The organism is Kitasatospora cineracea, assembly GCF_003751605.1.
GTDB lineage: Bacteria > Actinomycetota > Actinomycetes > Streptomycetales > Streptomycetaceae > Kitasatospora > Kitasatospora cineracea.
The window spans coordinates 399,419-415,865 of record NZ_RJVJ01000001.1 but is presented as its reverse complement, the minus strand read 5'-3'; the positions used below and the strand labels follow the sequence as shown (position 1 = coordinate 415,865).

Sequence of the window (16,447 nt, the reverse complement as noted above, 5' to 3'; positions counted from 1 at the left end):
CGCTCAGAGGGCGCCTTTGCGCTGGAGCACGTTGTAGGCGACCCAGCCCGGGATGACCGGGAGCCAGAAGGTGAGCAGGCGGTAGAGGAAGACGGCGGGGGTGGCGGCGGTGGCCGGGACGCCGGCCACCGTCAGGGCGGTGATCAGGGCGATCTCGACCGGGCCGATGCCGCCGGGGGTGGGGATCGCCGAGCCGGCCGCGTTCGCGGTGAGGAAGACCACCGCGACGGCCGCGTAGGTGACGTTGGCGCCGCCGCCGAACGCGTGGACCGAGGCGTCCAGGCAGGCGGTGAAGGACAGCGTCAGCAGGAGGATGCCGCCGAAGCCGGTGACCAGCTTGCGCGGGGTCTGCATCAGGTCGAGCATCCGCGGGATCACGCCGAACAGCAGCGAGCGGACCCGGGTCACCACGAAGCGGCGCAGCGGGGCGACCGCGGCCACCACCAGGGCGAGGACGGCCGCGGTGAGGACGCCGATGATGACGGCCCGGGACGCGCCGAGGTCGCCGTTGGTCTGCGAGCCGGTGATCAGGCCGAAGGCGAACAGCAGCAGCAGGTGCCCGCCGAGGCCGGCCAGCTGGGAGGCGCCGACCGAGGCGACGGCCTGCACCGGGCGGATGCCGGCCTTCTGCAGGTAGCGGGTGTTCAGCGCGATGCCGCCGACCGCCGCCGGGGCGACCAGCTTCACGAAGGAGCCGGCCAGCTGGGCGGCCACCGTGCGCCAGAACGGGAGCTTCTCCGGGACGAAGCCGGTCAGGCTCATCGCGGCGGCCACGTACGAGAACGCCGAGGCGGCCAGCGCGACCGAGGCCCAGGCCCAGTTCATCTGGGAGACCTTGAACTGGTCCGGCCGGATGGTGGTCAGTGCCAGGTAGGCGGCGAAGGCCAGCGCCACCACCATGATCAGCGTCTTGGGCCTGAGCCGCTCCAGCTTGGCCGGGGCCAGCGGCGCCTCGGGGGCGATCTGCAGGATCTGCGCCCGGATCCGGGCCAGCAGGTCCTCGCCGGCCCGGGCGATGTCCTCCTCCGCCTGCTGCTGGGTGCGCTCCCCGGCGGCGACCTGCTTGAGCGCCAGCGCCTGCGCGGCGGTCTTCCGCTCCTTGGTCATCCGCTGCAGGTCGCCGCGGGTCTGCCGGCTCAGGCCGACCGGCTGCAGCAGCGGCAGCGCCTCGGCGATCCGGGTCGGGCCGAGGACGGCGGTGGCGACGGCCACCGCGCGCTCCGGGCCGGTGCGCAGGGCGAAGGTGGTGAGCAGCTGGGCGACGTCGATGCGCAGGGTCAGGTCGCCGGCCGCGATGTCGCCGCCGGAGAGGTTGACCAGGCAGCCGGTCTGCTCGTCGACCACCAGCAGGGACTCGCCGGTGAGCCGGCGGTGCGCGATCCGGCGCTCGTGCAGGGTGGAGACGGACTTCCAGAACGAGGCCATCACCGCGTCGGTGACCTCCTGGTCGGCGAGGTCGTCCAGGGTCCGGCCGGCCACGTTCTCGTAGACCAGGATCGCCGCGTCCGGGCCGAGCTCGGAGGTGGCCACCAGCTGCGGGGCGCGGGCCCCGGAGGCGGCGGCCGCGTACGCGATCAGCGCCTCCTGCTCCAGGGCCTGGCGCAGCGACTGGGGGCTGCGGCGGACCGCGACCGAGCGCAGCCGCAGCCGCCGCCAGGCGCGGTAGAAGAAGCCGGACGCCTGCTGCTCGCGGTCGATGATGTGCACGTCCAGCAGCGGCCCGGTCTGCTGGGTGACCAGGTAGCGGCGGGTGCCGCCGGGCGCGGCCGGGGCCAGGTGGGCGGCGGACGGGACGAAGCCGACCTTGCGCAGGCCGATCATCAGGTGCTGCCCGGTGGGGCGGATGTTCGGCGAGCCGATCGCGTACAGCGTGCCGTACGCCACCGACCAGCCGATCAGCACGGTGAGGACCAGCGAGAGCGGGGTGGTGTTGCCGTTGATCAGCTCGGCGGCGCCGGAGAGGATCACCACCACCCACAGGGCGACCCGCCAGCGCGGGCGGCTCGACATGCCGACCGCCGTCATGTAGGCGATCACCGGGGCCAGGTAGCCGTGCACCGGGTCGGTGAGGGTGTCGCTGCCGGGCGAGCTCTGGGTCAGCGCGTTGCGGATCTCCTCGGGCGCGCTGGCGGCCACCCACCAGTCGACGCCCAGCGAGACGCCGTACGCCAGCACCGAGGCCAGCACGCCGTCGGCGACCCGCAGGCCGTCGCGCTTGATCAGCCGCTCGACCGCGAAGGCCAGCGGCACGGTCAGCACCGCGATCGAGGAGACCAGGGCGGAGATCTTGGACAGCACGCCGGGGATCCGGTTGGCGTTGACCGTGATGTCGTTCTCGATGCCGGTGGTGGTGGAGACCGCCACCTGCGCCAGCACGAACACCGCGATGATGCCGAACAGCCCGGCCAGGAACCGCAGCAGGTCGGACGGCCGGTGCGCGCGCGGGGCGAGCAGCGGCTCGTCGACGGCCAGGTACTCGCCGGCCGGCTCCTCGGGCTGCGTGTCGTCCGGCCCGTAGGGCCCGTCAGGTCCGTCCGGGGGCCGGTCCGGCCCGCCGTCCGGCGGCAGCTGTGCGGCCACCGCTTCCTCCCCCGTGTGGTGCGCGTCCCGCGCCCGGTGGCGCAGGTCGACCGGCCGTTCGGCGAAACCGTCGGTGGCGGGCTGCTCGGAGCCCTCGTCCACGTTCAATTCGGCCGTCCCGGTCATCTGGTCTTCGTCCTCGTGTGTCGCACTGCCCCGAAGATGCTGCCATGCCCGCCACCCGGGTGCGGTCCAGGGGCGGCATCCCGCGCGCCGGGTCGCCCGCACGGGGTGCTGGAAATCGACCGGATGGGGAAGAATGCGTCGGATGACCGAGCCCGAGGACGCCGCCGAGATCCCGCCGTACGCCGAGGCCGTGCTCGACCTCGCCGAACGCATCCCGCCCGGCAAGGTCATGACGTACGGGGACGTCGCCGAGTACCTGGGCCGCGGCGGACCCCGGCAGGTCGGCCGGGTGATGGCGCTGTACGGGGCGCCGGTGCCCTGGTGGCGGGTGATCCGGGCGGACGGGCGGCCGCTGCCCGGCCACGAGCACCGGGCGCTGCCCGAGTACCGTTCCGAGGGCACCCCGCTGCGCACCGTCGGCGGCGAGCCCCGGGTCGACCTGCGGGCCGCCCGCTGGGACGGGGCGTCCTGACCGGGCGATGTGCGCCGGAGGGGTCTGTGGGTGCAGGATCGTAGGCTCGTCGCGGCAAGGCCCTCTCCTCCGGATCCTGCCGGGCGCCCGACGCCGCGCGCCGATCCGTCAGGATCCGGAGGAGAGGGCCGGCCCGCTCCCCGGCCCGCCGCTGAACCGCCGTACGACCCTGGACCGCAGTGACCTCACCGTTCCGCCTGGTGCGCAGCCCCCTCGCCCAGCCCGACCCGCCGCAGCTGGACGCCTTCCAGCAGGCGGTCGTCGAGCACGCCTCGGGGCCGCTGCTGGTGCTCGCCGGGCCCGGCACCGGCAAGACCACCACCCTGGTCGAGGCGGTCGCCCGGCGGGTCGCCGACGGCACCGCGCCCGACCGCGTGCTGGTGCTGACCTTCAGCCGCAAGGCCGCGATGGAGCTGCGCGACCGGATGACCGCCCGGATCGGCGCCACCGCCCCGCAGGCCACCACCTTCCACTCGTTCTGCTACGCCCTGCTGCGCGCCCACCAGCCGCCCGAGGAGTACGCCGAGCCGCTGCGCCTGCTCTCCGGCCCCGAGCAGGACGTGATGGTCCGCGAACTGCTCGCGGGCGGCGCCGAGGACGCGAAGGCGGGCGTCGGCACCATCAGCTGGCCGCTCGACCTGCGGGCCTGCCTGACCACCCGCGGCTTCGCCGACGAGGTGCGCGCCGTGCTCGCCCGCAGCCGCGAGCTCGGCCTCGGCGAGGCCGAGCTGGAGCGCTTCGCGGCGGGCGTGGACCGGCCCGACTGGGCCGCCGCCGCGCACTTCCTGGCCGAGTACCTGGACGTGCTGGACCTGCGCGGCGTCCTCGACTACGCCGAGCTCGTCCACCGCGCCGTGCTGCTCGCCGAGCGGGCGGACGTCGCCGCGGGGCTGCGCGAGCGCTACGACGCGGTGTTCGTCGACGAGTACCAGGACACCGACCCCGCCCAGGTCCGGCTGCTGCAGCGGCTGGCCGGCGGCGGCCGGGACCTGGTCGCGGTCGGCGACCCGGACCAGTCGATCTACGCGTTCCGCGGCGCCGACGTGAACGGCATCCTGGAGTTCCCCGACGCCTTCCGGCACGCCGACGGCCGCCCCGCCGAGGTCAAGGTGCTGCGGGTGTCCCGGCGCTCCGGCGCGGTGCTGCTGGCCGCCTCCCGCGAACTGGCCCGCCGGATGCCGATGGGCCGGCTGCCCGCCGACAAGCTCGCCGCGCACCGCGCCCTGCTCCCCTCCCGGGAGGGCGGCGCCGTCGAGGTGTACACCTACCCGACGCCCGGCACCGAGCTCGACTCGGTCGCCGACCTGCTGCGCCGCGCCCACCTGGAGGACGGCGTCCCCTGGGGCGAGATGGCCGTGCTGGTCCGGGCCGGCTCCCGGACCATACCGGCGGTGCGCCGCGCGCTGGCCGCCGCCGGCGTCCCGCTGGAGATCGACGGCGACGACCTGCCGCTGCGCGAGGAGAGCGCCGTCGTCCCGCTGCTGCTCGCCCTGCGGGTCTGCGCCGAGGGCCCCGGCGCGCTCACCGCAGACCTCGCCCACACCCTGCTCACCGGCCCGCTCGCCGCCCTCGACGGCTCCGACCTGCGCCGCCTGGGCCGCACCCTGCGCGAGGAGGAGCGCCGGGCACTGGCCGCCGACGGCGCCCCCGGCGTGGTCCGGCCCGCCGAGGAGCTGATCCGCGAGGCCCTGGAGCAGCCCGAACTGCTCGCCCTGCTGGACACCCCGTACGGGCGCCGCGCCCACGAGCTGGGCACGCTGCTGCGCAAGGTCCGCGAACTGCTGGCCGGCGGGGCGAGCGCCGAGGACGCGCTGTGGGAGCTGTGGGACGGCTCCCGGCGCTGGCGCGAACGCCTGGAGCGGGCCGCGCTGCGCGGCGGCCCCGCCGGGCGCAACGCCGACCGGGACCTGGACGCGCTGTGCGCGCTGTTCGAGACCGCCGCCCGCGCCGAGGAGCGGGTCACCGGCCACCGCGGCGCCCTCGACCTGCTCGCCGAGGTCGAGGCCCAGGACATCGCCGCCGACACCCTGCACGTGCGCGCCGTGCGCCCCGACGCCGTCCGGCTGATGACCGCGCACCGCTCCAAGGGCCTGGAGTGGCGGCTGGTCGTCGTCACCGGCGTCCAGGAGGGCCTCTGGCCCGACCTGCGCCGCCGCGGCTCGCTGCTGGAGGCCGACCGGATCGGCCGCGACGGCCTCGCCGAACCGCTGTCGGCGGCCGCGCTGCTCGCCGAGGAGCGCCGGCTGTTCTACGTCGCCGCGACCCGGGCCAAGGACCGGCTGGTGGTCACCGCGGTCAAGGCGCCCGCCGAGGACGGCGACGAGCCCTCCCGGTTCCTGCGCGAGCTCTACCGGGAGACCGTCGACCCCCGCACCGGCAAGGTGCTGGAGCGCGTCCCCCGGGTCAAGGTCGCCGACGTCACCTCCCGGCCGCGCCGCCCGCTGTCGGTGCCCGCGCTGGTCGCCGAACTGCGCGCCGTCACCGTCGACCCGGACCGCTCCCCGCAGCTGCGCCGGGCCGCCGCCGAACGCCTCGCCACCCTGGCCGCCGCGCTCGACGAGGACGGCCGCCCGCTGGTCCCCGCCGCCCACCCCGACCAGTGGTGGGGCCTGGACGACCCGACCGCCGCCCCGCAGCCGCTGCGCGAGCCCGAGCAGCCCGTCCGACTCTCCGGCAGCGGCCTGGAGCAGCTGGAGTCCTGCGCGCTGCAGTGGTTCCTGGAGAAGGACGTCAAGGCCGGCACCACCGCCTCCGCCGCCCAGGGCTTCGGCAACGTGGTGCACGCCCTCGCCGACGAGGTCGGCTCCGGCCGCACCCCCGCCGACCTGGCCGTGCTGATGGAGCGCCTGGACACCGTCTGGGACGCCCTCGCCTTCGACGCGCCGTGGAAGTCCACCCAGGAGAAGGGCGAGGCCCGCGACGCCCTGGAGCGCTTCCTGCGCTGGCACGTGCTGGAGCGCGAACGCGCCACCGTCGCCACCGAGCACGGCTTCGACCTGACCCTGGACGTCGGCGGCGTCGCGGTGCGCCTGCGCGGCTCGATGGACCGGGTCGAGGCCGACGCCGCGGGCCGGGCGTACGTCGTCGACTTCAAGACCGGCAAGACCCCGCCGCCCAACAGCTCGCTGCCCGAGAACCGCCAACTCGCCGTCTACCAGCTCGCGGTGAGCCGCGGCGCGCTCGACGCGCTGCCCGGCTTCGCGGACGGCGCCACCCCCGGCGGGGCCGAACTGGTGCACCTGCGCGAGCCGGACCGGAAGGACCCCGAGGCCCCCAAGGTGCAGCGGCAGCTGCCCGAGGAGAGCACCCCCTGGATCGAGGGCCTGCTGGTGGAGACCGCGGGCAAGGTGCTCGCCGAGAGGTTCACCCCCACCGCGGGCGAGCGCTGCGGGCGCTGCGCGTTCCGCGGCAGCTGCTCCGCGCAGCGGGACGGCCGGCATGTCGTCGACTGAACCGCTGCAGCACCCGGCCCAGCTCCGCGAACTGCTCCAGATCCCGTTCAACGACGAGCAGTTGGCGGCCATCGGCGCGCCCATGGAACCCGGCGTGATCGTGGCCGGCGCGGGCTCCGGCAAGACCACCGTGATGGCCGCCCGGGTGGTCTGGCTGGTCGGCTCCGGCGCGGTGCGCCCCGAGCAGGTGCTCGGCCTGACCTTCACCAACAAGGCGGCCGGGGAGCTCGCCGAACGCGTCCGGGCCGCCCTGCTGCGCGCCGAGGTCCGCGAGCAGGACGAGGACGCCCTCGGCGAGCCGCAGATCTCCACCTACCACGCCTTCGCCGGGACGCTGCTGAAGGAGCACGGCCTGCGCCTGGGCATAGAGCCCGACGTCCGGCTGCTCGCCGACGCCACCCGCTTCCAGCTCGCCGCCCGGGTCCTGCGCCAGGCCCGCGGCCCGTTCCCGGCGCTCACCGGCACCTTCAGCTCGCTGGTCGCCGAGATCGTCGCGCTGGACTCCGAACTCGCCGAGCACCTGGTCGATCCCTCGCAACTGCGTTCGTACGACGAGGAGTTGCTTGACCGGCTGGCCACCGTCAAGCTCACCAACGAGGACCTGCGGGCCGTCCCGAAGGCCGCCCGCGGCCGACAGGAACTGCTGCACCTGGTCGAGGACTACCGGGCCCGCAAGCAGAAGCTCGGCCTGCTCGACTTCGGCGACCAGATCGCCGCCTCCGCCCGGCTCGCCACCCAGCGCCCCGAGGTCGGCAGGCTGCTGCGCGAGCAGTACCGGGTGGTGCTGCTGGACGAGTACCAGGACACCTCGGTGGCCCAACGCCTCATGCTGGCGGGCCTGTTCGGCGGCGGCGCCGGGCACCCGGTCACCGCGGTCGGCGACCCCTGCCAGGCGATCTACGGCTGGCGCGGCGCCTCGGTCGCCAACCTGGACGACTTCCCCCGGCACTTCCCGCGCGCCGACGGCAGCCCGGCGCACCGCTTCGCGCTCAGCGAGAACCGCCGCAGCGGCGGCCGGCTGCTCGACTTCGCCAACCGCCTCGCCGCCCCGCTGCGCGCCATGCACGAGGGCGTGGAGGCGCTGCGCCCCGCCCCCGGCGCCGAACGCGACGGCTACGCCCGCGTCGCGCTGCTGCCCACCCACGCCGAGGAGGTCGACTGGCTGGCCGACTCGATCGCCCACCAGGTGCGCACCGGCACCGCGCCCGGCCGGATCGCCGTGCTCTGCCGGGCCGGCAGCTCCTTCCCCGACATCCACGCCGCGCTGGTCGCCCGGCAGGTCCCGGTCGAGGTGGTCGGCCTCGGCGGGCTGCTCCAACTCCCCGAGGTGGCCGACCTGGTGGCGGTCTGCGAGGTGCTCCAGGACCCGACCGCCAACGCCGCCCTGGTCCGACTGCTGATCGGCCCGCGCTGGCGCACCGGCCCGCGCGACCTGGCCCTGCTCGGCCGCCGGGCCGCCGAACTCGTCCGCACCGCCCGCCCCGGCGAGCAGGACGCCCTGAGCGCCGCCGTCGCCGAGACCGACCCGACCGAGGTGGTCTCGCTGGCCGACGCGCTGGAGACCTTCGTCGACGCCGACCAGCCCGACGACCTGCCGTTCTCGCCCGAGGCCCGGGTGCGGTTCGCCCGGTTCGCCCGGGAGATCCGCGAACTGCGCCGGGCCCTGGCCGAACCGCTGATGGACGTCCTGCACCGGGTGCTCACCGTCACCGGCCTGGAGGTCGAACTCTCCGCCTCCCCGCTGGCGCTGGCCGCCCGCCGCCGCGAGACGCTGCACTCCTTCCTGGACATCGCCGCCTCCTTCGCCGACCTGGACGGCGATCCCGGCCTGGCCGCCTTCCTGGGCTTCCTGCGGGCCGCCCAGGAGTACGAGCGCGGCCTGGACGCCGGGCTGCCCGGCGGCGAGGACACCGTCAAGGTGCTGACCGCGCACAAGTCCAAGGGCCTGGAGTGGGACGTGGTCGCCGTCCCCGGCCTGGTCAAGGGCGGGTTCCCGTCCGGCCAGGGGCGCGAGCGCTGGACCTCCACCCGCCGGGTGCTGCCGCACGCCCTGCGCGGCGACGCCGCCACGCTGCCCGGCGACCCGGCCTGGAACGCCAAGGGCATCGGCGCGTTCAAGAAGGAGATGGCGCAGCACGGCGAGGTCGAGGAACTCCGGCTCGGCTACGTCGCGTTCACCCGGCCGCGCTCGCTGCTGCTGGCCTCCGGGCACTGGTGGGGGCCGTCCCAGAAGCGCCGCCGCGGGCCGTCCGACTTCCTGCTGCAGCTGCGCGCGCACTGCGAACGCCCCGACGGCGGCGGCGAGATCGAGCACTGGGCGGCCGAGCCCGGACCGGAGGAGCAGAACCCGGCGTTCGACGTCTCGGTGGAGACCCCCTGGCCGCTGCCGCTCGACCCGGCCGCCCAGCACGCCCGCCGCCGGGTCGCCCGGGTGGTGCGGCAGCGGCTGGCCGGCGCCCCCGCACCGGAGGCCGAGCCGATGGCCGTCGAGGACCAGCGGCTGGTGGCCTCCTGGGACCGCGACCTGACCGCCCTGCTCGGCGAGCTGGAGCGCTCCCGGCGCACCACCCGGGACGTCGCCCTGCCCGCCTCGCTGTCCGCCACCCAGCTGATGCGGCTGGCCGCCGACCCCGACGGCTTCGCCCGCGACCTGGCCCGCCCGATGCCCCGCCCGCCCGCGCCCGCCGCCCGCCGCGGCACCCGCTTCCACGCCTGGGTGCAGTCCCGCTACGACCAGCCGCTGCTGCTCGGCCCCGACGCGCTGCCCGGCCTGGACGCCGAGGAGATCGAGGACGAGCGCGACCTGGAGCGGCTCAAGGAGGCGTTCCTGCGCGGCCCCTACGCCCGCCGCACCCCGCACCGGGTCGAGGCGCCGTTCCAACTGGTGCTCGCGGGACGGGTGGTGCGCGGCCGGATCGACGCGGTCTACCGGGACGCGGGCGGTGGCGCAGGGTCACCGCGCTACGAGGTGGTGGACTGGAAGACCGGCCGGGAGGACTCCGGCGACCCGCTGCAGCTCGCGGTCTACCGGCTGGCCTGGGCCGAGCAGGCGGGCGTTCCGGTGGAGCAGGTCACCGCCTCGTTCTGCTACGTGCGTTCGGGCCGGATCGAAACCCCGTCAGGACTTCCCGGCCGAAAGGAGTTGAGCGATCTTCTGATCGGGAATAGGTAGAAAAGAGTCACTCAGAGCATCCAACCCGTCACGAGATCACGCGAAACCTGTGCGCCCTGCACGTTTCGTGCCTATTGTGGGGTCGGTAACCGGTCATCCCTCGTACTCCGGCCGCCGTCAGGGCTCCCGACCCCCTGACCTCCCGTCAGACCCGCAGGTGCCGAGCAGCACCCGCACCTTCCGCTGGAGAGACCGACGTTGAGCGCGACCGGATGGATCAGGGACGTCCTCCACGGCCCCACCCCAGGCCCGGTACCGGGCACCGTCACCGGCACCTGGCCCAGGACCTCGCACGCCCTGCCGCTGATCGGCATGCTGCTGATCGTCTCCCTCGACCTGCTGACCAACAGCCAGGTCACCGTCGAGCCCGCCCTGACCGCCGTCCCCGCCCTCGCCGCCGTGGTCTCCCGCCGCGCCTGGTACCCGCTGCTGACCGGCGCGCTGGCCGAGGCCTGCGCGTTCGGCATGGCCTGGTACAACGAGGTGCTGGGCCAGTCCGTGCACACCGCCACCGTCGCCGCGATCATCATCATCGCCGGCATCGGCCACCTCAGCGTCAACCTCCGGCTGCGCCAGGAACTCGCGCTCGCCGAAGCCCAGTTGGTCGCCGAGATCGCCCGCCGGGTGCTGCTGCGCCCGATCCCCGGACGGGTCGGGCCGGTCCGCGCCGCCGTCCGCTACGCCGCCGCCGCCGCGCACGCCTCGATCGGCGGCGACCTCTACGAGGTGGTCAACACCCGGCACGGCGTGCGCGCCGTGATGGGCGACGTCCGCGGCAAGGGGCTGGCCGCCGTCGAGACCGCCGCCGCCGTGCTCGGCGCGTTCCGCGAGGCCGCCCACCAGGAGCCCGCGCTGGAGAAGGTGGCCGGCTGGCTCGCCGTCAGTCTCGACCGGGCCCTGCACGAGAACGACCACCCCGGCGTGGAGGAGGAGTTCGTCACCCTGGTGCTGGTCGGCGTCCGCCCCGACGGCGTCCTGGAGATCGCCAACTGCGGCCACCCGCCGCCCGTCCTGCTCCGCGGCGAGGACGCCCCGCGGCTGCTCGCCGCCGACGAGACCGTCCCCCCGCTGGGCGTCCTCGACCCCGAGGACGTCTGCCCGCCGCTCCAGCTCGTCCCGGTCGAGCCCGGCGACCGGATCCTGCTCTACACCGACGGCGTCATCGAGGCCCGCGACCACGGCGGCGCCTTCTACCCCCTCACCGACCGCCTTCCGCTGCTCGCCGACGACGGCCCCGGCGACGTCCTGCAGCGCCTGCACGACGACGTGGTCCGGCACGTCGGCCACAAGCTCGGCGACGACGCGGCGATGCTGCTGCTCCAGTTCGACCCGGTCGTGCTGCCCGCGCAGGCCGCCCCGCGCGACGAGGCCGCCGTCCCCGGGCGCCTGGAAGGCTAGACCTCGATCTCGACCACCAGCGGCCGGTGGTCGGACACCCCCGTGCGGGGCGCCGAGACCGAGCCGACCGCGCTGCGCGGGACGCCGATGCCCAGGATGTGGTCGAACTGCACGGTCGGCCGGTGCGAGGGGTACGTCGGGGTGCGGGCGAGGTCGTACCAGCCCTGCAGCCTGGTCCGCCGGGCGGTGCGCACCCGTTCGCGCTTGGCGGTGCGCTGGATCGCGTGCGCCGAGCCGAGCACGGTGCGCGGCACCGCGCCGATCAGGTTGAAGTCGCCGAGCACCAGGTAGGGCTGCGGCAGGTCGGCGATCCAGCGCCGGATCGCGGCCAGCTGCCCGACGTTCCAGCCCGGCACGAAGGACAGGTGCGCGGCCACCACCGTGAACTCCCCGCCCGGCCCGGCCAGCACCGCGGCGAGCGCGGCCCGCGGCTCGTCCGGCACCGGCGTCAGCCCGCGCCGCCCGGCGACCCGCAGCGGCAGCCCGAACGGCGCCGGGGCGAACCGGCGGGCCCGCCAGTGCAGCACCGGCAGCCGGGTGAGCAGCGCGGTGCCGTACGAGGGGCGGGAGTCGTCGGCCAGGTCGGCCGGCCCGTAGACGGCGAGGCCGGGCCGCTCCGGGTCGGCGATCCAGCCCGCCGAGGGGGCGGGGGTGCCGTGCAGGGCGGCGGCGAAGCGCCAGTCGGTGGCGCCCGTGGCCTTCGCGGCGAGGGCCGCCTGGTCGGTGCGGCCGGAGCGCTCCTGGTACCGGTCGACCTCCTGGAGGGCCAGCACGTCGGCGTCGAGCGAGGCGACGGCCTCGGCCAGCGGGGCGCCCGGCTCGGCCGGGAGGGGCGCGGGGCTGCCGTCGGGGGCGAGCGGTTGGCCGTGCAGCAGGTTGTACGTGGCGATCCGCAGTGTGGTCACGCCGTCGACCGTACCGGGCCGAGGTGAACGCGACGGCGGCTTGAGCCCGGGGACCATACCGGGTATACATACTGAGTATGTCGATCCGTCACGGCCTGCTCGCCCTGCTCGACCAGGGCCCGCGCTACGGCTACCAGCTGCGATCCGAGTTCGAGGCCAGGACGGGGGCGACCTGGCCGCTGAACGTCGGACAGGTCTACACCACGTTGGGCCGCCTGGAGCGCGACGGGCTGGTGGAGGCCGCCGGCGAGGACGACGAGGGCCACCAGTTCTACTCCGTCACCGACGAGGGACGCGCGGAACTGCGCCGCTGGTTCGACACCCCGGTACCGCGCACCAACCCGCCGCGCGACGAACTGGCGATCAAGCTGGCGATGGCGGTGGCCATCCCGGGGGTGGACGTGGCCGCGGTGGTGCACGGCCAGCGCCGGCACAGCATGCAGGCGCTCCAGGACTACACCCGGCTCAAGGGCCGGGCGCTGGCCGCGGACGACGGCTCCGGCAAGGACCTGGCCTGGCTGCTGGTGCTGGAACAGCTGATCTTCCAGACCGAGGCGGAGATCCGCTGGCTGGACCACTGCGAGTCCCGGCTCGCCCAGCACGCCGAACGCGCCGCCGCCACCCCGTCCGAACCCGCCGCGCCGCCCGCCCGGCGCGCCGCCAAGAGCCGCGACCGCGGCCGCACCTGAACCTCCTGGGGGAGCGATGACCGAACAACTCAAGCCGGCCGAGCCCGTGCTGCACCTCGACGGGGTGAGCCGGACGCACGGCCACGGCGCGGCCGAGGTGCACGCGCTGCGCGCCGTCGACCTGCGGGTCCACCCCGGCGAACTGGTCGCCGTGATGGGGCCCTCCGGCTCCGGCAAGTCGACCCTGCTGACCCTGGCCGGCGGCCTGGACAGCCCCACCGGCGGCCGGGTCGTCGTCGAGGGCACCGTCCTGGGCGAGCTGGACCGCAAGAAGCTGGCCGCCGTCCGCCGCCGCTCGGTGGGCTACGTCTTCCAGGACTACAACCTGATACCCGCGCTCACCGCCGCCGAGAACATCGCGCTGCCCCGGGAGCTCGACGGCGTCTCCGCCCGGGCCGCCCGCCGGGAGGCGCTCGCCGCGCTCGAGGAACTGAACATCGCCGAACTCGCCGACCGCTTCCCCGACGACATGTCGGGCGGCCAGCAGCAGCGCGTCGCCATCGCCCGCGCCCTGATCGGCGACCGCCGCCTGGTGCTCGCCGACGAACCCACCGGCGCCCTCGACTCCACCACCGGCGAGTCCGTGCTCTCCGTGCTGCGCGCCCGCTGCGACGCCGGCGCCGCCGCCATGATGGTCACCCACGAGGCCCGGCACGCCGCCTGGGCGGACCGGGTGGTGTTCCTGCGCGACGGCCTGCTGGTCGACGAGACCACCCGGCAGGACGCCGGCAGCCTGCTGGTCACCGCCGCCGCCAACGCGCGGAAGGACGGACAGCCGTGAAGCCGACCGCCTGGCGCGCCGCCCTGCGGATCGCCCGCCGCGACGCCGCCCGGGCCAAGGGCCGCAGCGCCCTGGTGCTGGCGATGATCGCGCTGCCGGTGCTCGGCGTGGCCGGCGTGGACGTGATCGCCCGCAGCGCCCAGCTGGAGCCCGCGGAGAAGGCCGCCCGCGCGATGGGCACCGCCACGGCCGCCGTCACCATGTCCTCCCGCGGCGCCACCGAGCTGCAGACCCCCGACGGCAGCGAGAACACCACCCGGACGCCCGCGGCGGGCCAGGCGCAGACCCCCGAGCAGCAGCGCAGCGCCAACACCGACCCCGCGCGGCTGCTCACCGAACTGCTGCCCGGCGCCGTGCTGGTGCCGGACGGGATGTACAAGAGCACCTCGGCCACCACCGCCGAGGGCCGGATGACGGTGATGGCCGGCGAGGCCGACCTCACCGACCCGGTCTGGCACGGCAAGCTGAACGTGGTGGAGGGCACCGCCCCCACCCAGCCCGACCAGATCGCCGCCACCCGCGGCTTCCTGGAGCGCGCCGGCCTGCGGATCGGCGACCGCACCGCGTTCCACGGCCTGGAGGCCAGGCCCTACACCATCACCGCCGTCGCCGAGGACCCCGCCCGACTGGACCGGGTCATGCTGTACGGCCGCCCCGGCGCGGTGGTCCAGCCGCTGGTGCAGGCCGACACCGGCGGCGCCGACAGCGAGCCGCGCGACGGGGACAGCTGGCTGGTCAAGCTGCCCGGCGGGGCCCGGATCGACTGGGCCGGGGTCAAGCGACTCAACGACTACGGCTTCACGGCGGTCTCCCGGGACGTCCTGCTGCACCCGCCGGCCCGCTCCGAGGTGCCCTACTACGCGGAACAGGCCCAGTACTCCTCCTACGTGAACAAGAGCGTGCTGGCCGTCGCCGCGCTGGTGCCCGGCATGGCCCTGCTGGAGATCGTGCTGCTCGCCGGACCGGCGTTCGCGGTCGGCGCCCGCCGCTCGCGCCGCCAGCTCGGCCTGCTCGCGGCCGGCGGCGGCGACCGCTCGCACGTCCGGGCCGTGGTGCTGGCCGGCGGCGCGGTGCTCGGCGCCGGCGGCGCCGTGCTCGGCCTGGTCGGCGGCGTGGGCCTGGTCGCGGTGCTGCGCGAGCAGCTCGAGGGCTACGGCGGACAGCGCTTCGGCCACTTCGACGTCCAGCCCCTCGACCTGCTCGGCGTCGCCCTGGTCGGCCTGGTCACCGGCCTGCTCGCGGCCGTGGTCCCCGCCGTCCAGGCCTCCCGGCAGGACGTGGTCGAGGCGCTCACCGGCCGCGGCGGCAGCAAGCCCGCCAACCGGATCATCGCGGTGCTCGGCGCCGTGATGGTGGCCGGCGGCACCGGACTGGCCCTGCTCTGCGCGGTCACCAACACCGCCCCCGTGCCGGGCCTGCTCGGCGGCTCGGTGATCGCCGAACTCGGCATGCTGCTGTGCACCCCGCTGCTGATCGGCCTGTTCGGGCGGCTCGGCCGCCACCTGCCGCTCAGCCCGCGGCTCGCGCTGCGCGACTCGGTGCGCAACCGCGGCCGCACCGCCCCCGCCGTGGCCGCCGTGATGGCCGCCGTGGCCGGCGCCGTCGCGGTGGGCATCTACCACACCAGCGACGTCGAACGGCAGCGCCAGGACTACCGGCCCAGCCTGCCGGCCGGCGCGGTCGCGCTGCTGGAGGGCGGCCGCGCGGACGGCGACGCGAGCCGGTTCGCCGCCCTGCGCGAGGCCGCCGAGAAGGACCTCGGCGCCCTCGGCGAGCGCGCCGACGTGCTGAGCCCCACCGCCGTCCCCGGCGACTGCCGGGTCAGCTACAAGTGCGGGTTCGTCCAGGCGCTGAAGACCCCGGACAAGCGCTGCCCGGCCCAGGACGCCACCACCGACGAGCAGCGCCGGCAGGCGATGGCCGACCCCCGGTGCGCCGGCATGCGGGGACTGCCCACCGACCTGACCAGCATGTTCGGCGACGTCCTGATCGGTGACGCGGCACTGCTGCGCAACCTGCTCGACGTCCGCGACCCGGCCGCCGAACAGGCCCTGGCCGCGGGCAAGGCCCTGGTGTTCCGTCCCGACCACGTCGCCGACGGAAAGGTCGCGCTGCGCGCCGAGGAGCAGCCCACCCAGGCGCAGATCGACGCCAACGACTACCGGGGCAAGACCCGGGACGTCACCGTGGACGCCGTCGAGGCGCACTCGCCGCTCCCGTTCGCCACCGTCGTGCTGAGCCGGGAGGCCGCCCAGCGGGCCGGGCTGGGCGTCCGCTCGGAGGGGGCGCTGTGGAAGCCCGCCGCGGCGCCGTCCGACGGCCGGGTCCAGAAGGCCACCGACCACCTCTCCAAGCTCGACGACACCGTCTACCTGGAGGTCGAGCAGGGCTTCAAGCCGCAGCGCGACGTCATCACGGTCGGCCTGACCGCCTTCGCCGCCCTGGTCGCGCTCGGCGCGGCCGGCATCGCCACCGGCCTGGCCGCCGCCGACTCCCAGCAGGACCTGGCCACGCTGGCCGCGGTCGGCGCGTCCGGCGGCATCCGGCGGCGGCTGTCCGGCTTCCAGTGCGGGGTGATCGCCGCGATGGGCTCGGTGCTCGGCCTGCTCTGCGGGACCGTCCCGGCGGTGGCGCTGCGGCTGCTGGAGGCCCGCAACGCCACGGTCTGGATCAACGGCGTGCCGTCCGGCCACGAGAAGGCGGTCATCGCCGTCCCGTGGCTGAACCTCGGCGGCCTGCTGGTCGGCCTGCCGCTGGTCGCGGTGCTGCTGGCCGCGCTGCTCACCCGCTCCCGGATCGGCCTGACCCGCCGGGCCGGCTGACGGCGGGGACGGACGGGGCGGGTGACCGTGCTCACGGCCGGGGGAGGCCG

General features: G+C 75.6%; 9 protein-coding genes. 7 read left to right on the top strand and 2 right to left on the bottom strand.

What is annotated here, in order from left to right:
* Nucleotides 1-3: 3 nt before the first annotated feature.
* A complete protein-coding gene (locus tag EDD39_RS01780) occupies nucleotides 4-2,706 on the bottom strand; it encodes a lysylphosphatidylglycerol synthase transmembrane domain-containing protein (protein ID WP_244256567.1) in 2,703 nt (900 codons plus the stop codon).
* Between the two features lie 142 nt (nucleotides 2,707-2,848).
* On the opposite strand from EDD39_RS01780, the gene EDD39_RS01775 reads away from it, so the two are divergent.
* From EDD39_RS01775 to EDD39_RS01760, 4 genes are all read left to right on the top strand, one after another.
* Nucleotides 2,849-3,178 carry an MGMT family protein gene (locus EDD39_RS01775; RefSeq protein WP_123553052.1) on the top strand — a complete coding sequence of 110 codons (330 nt, stop codon included), beginning with the start codon at nucleotides 2,849-2,851 and terminating at the stop codon, nucleotides 3,176-3,178.
* A gap of 179 nt (nucleotides 3,179-3,357) precedes the next feature.
* Nucleotides 3,358-6,630, top strand: coding sequence for an ATP-dependent helicase (locus tag EDD39_RS01770; RefSeq protein ID WP_123553051.1), 3,273 nt, complete (start codon nucleotides 3,358-3,360; stop codon nucleotides 6,628-6,630).
* Nucleotides 6,617-9,802 (top strand): ATP-dependent DNA helicase, encoded by a 3,186-nt coding sequence (locus tag EDD39_RS01765; protein ID WP_123553050.1) that lies wholly within the window; start codon nucleotides 6,617-6,619, stop codon nucleotides 9,800-9,802. Before EDD39_RS01770 ends, EDD39_RS01765 begins: the two co-directional genes overlap by 14 nt.
* A gap of 198 nt (nucleotides 9,803-10,000) precedes the next feature.
* Nucleotides 10,001-11,200 carry a PP2C family protein-serine/threonine phosphatase gene (locus EDD39_RS01760; RefSeq protein WP_123553049.1) on the top strand — a complete coding sequence of 400 codons (1,200 nt, stop codon included), beginning with the start codon at nucleotides 10,001-10,003 and terminating at the stop codon, nucleotides 11,198-11,200.
* On the opposite strand, the gene EDD39_RS01755 is transcribed toward EDD39_RS01760, so the two are convergent.
* A complete protein-coding gene (locus EDD39_RS01755) occupies nucleotides 11,197-12,105 on the bottom strand; it encodes an endonuclease/exonuclease/phosphatase family protein (RefSeq protein WP_123553048.1) in 909 nt (302 codons plus the stop codon). The genes EDD39_RS01760 and EDD39_RS01755 overlap by 4 nt on opposite strands.
* A gap of 77 nt (nucleotides 12,106-12,182) precedes the next feature.
* Here EDD39_RS01755 and EDD39_RS01750 point away from each other — a divergent pair, with 77 nt between their 5' ends.
* Genes EDD39_RS01750 through EDD39_RS01740 form a run of 3 tightly spaced genes read left to right on the top strand, consistent with a single transcriptional unit; the run spans nucleotide 12,183 to nucleotide 16,397 of the window.
* Nucleotides 12,183-12,794 (top strand): PadR family transcriptional regulator, encoded by a 612-nt coding sequence (locus EDD39_RS01750; protein ID WP_123553047.1) that lies wholly within the window; start codon nucleotides 12,183-12,185, stop codon nucleotides 12,792-12,794.
* Between the two features lie 16 nt (nucleotides 12,795-12,810).
* Complete coding sequence (locus EDD39_RS01745; RefSeq protein WP_123553046.1) at nucleotides 12,811-13,575, top strand: ABC transporter ATP-binding protein; 765 nt, start codon at nucleotides 12,811-12,813, stop codon at nucleotides 13,573-13,575.
* Nucleotides 13,572-16,397, top strand: coding sequence for an FtsX-like permease family protein (locus EDD39_RS01740; RefSeq protein WP_123553045.1), 2,826 nt, complete (start codon nucleotides 13,572-13,574; stop codon nucleotides 16,395-16,397). The genes EDD39_RS01745 and EDD39_RS01740 overlap by 4 nt, the downstream gene beginning before the upstream one ends.
* The last annotated feature ends 50 nt before the right edge of the window (nucleotides 16,398-16,447 follow it).

Bases quoted from the DNA above. Each gene is read 5' to 3' on its own strand.
- EDD39_RS01780 (WP_244256567.1), bottom strand. From the start codon at position 2,706: ATGACCGGGACGGCCGAATTGAACGTGGACGAGGGCTCCGAGCAGCCC.
- EDD39_RS01775 (WP_123553052.1), top strand. From the start codon at position 2,849: ATGACCGAGCCCGAGGACGCCGCCGAGATCCCGCCGTACGCCGAGGCC.
- EDD39_RS01765 (WP_123553050.1), top strand. From the start codon at position 6,617: ATGTCGTCGACTGAACCGCTGCAGCACCCGGCCCAGCTCCGCGAACTG.
- EDD39_RS01750 (WP_123553047.1), top strand. From the start codon at position 12,183: ATGTCGATCCGTCACGGCCTGCTCGCCCTGCTCGACCAGGGCCCGCGC.
- EDD39_RS01745 (WP_123553046.1), top strand. From the start codon at position 12,811: ATGACCGAACAACTCAAGCCGGCCGAGCCCGTGCTGCACCTCGACGGG.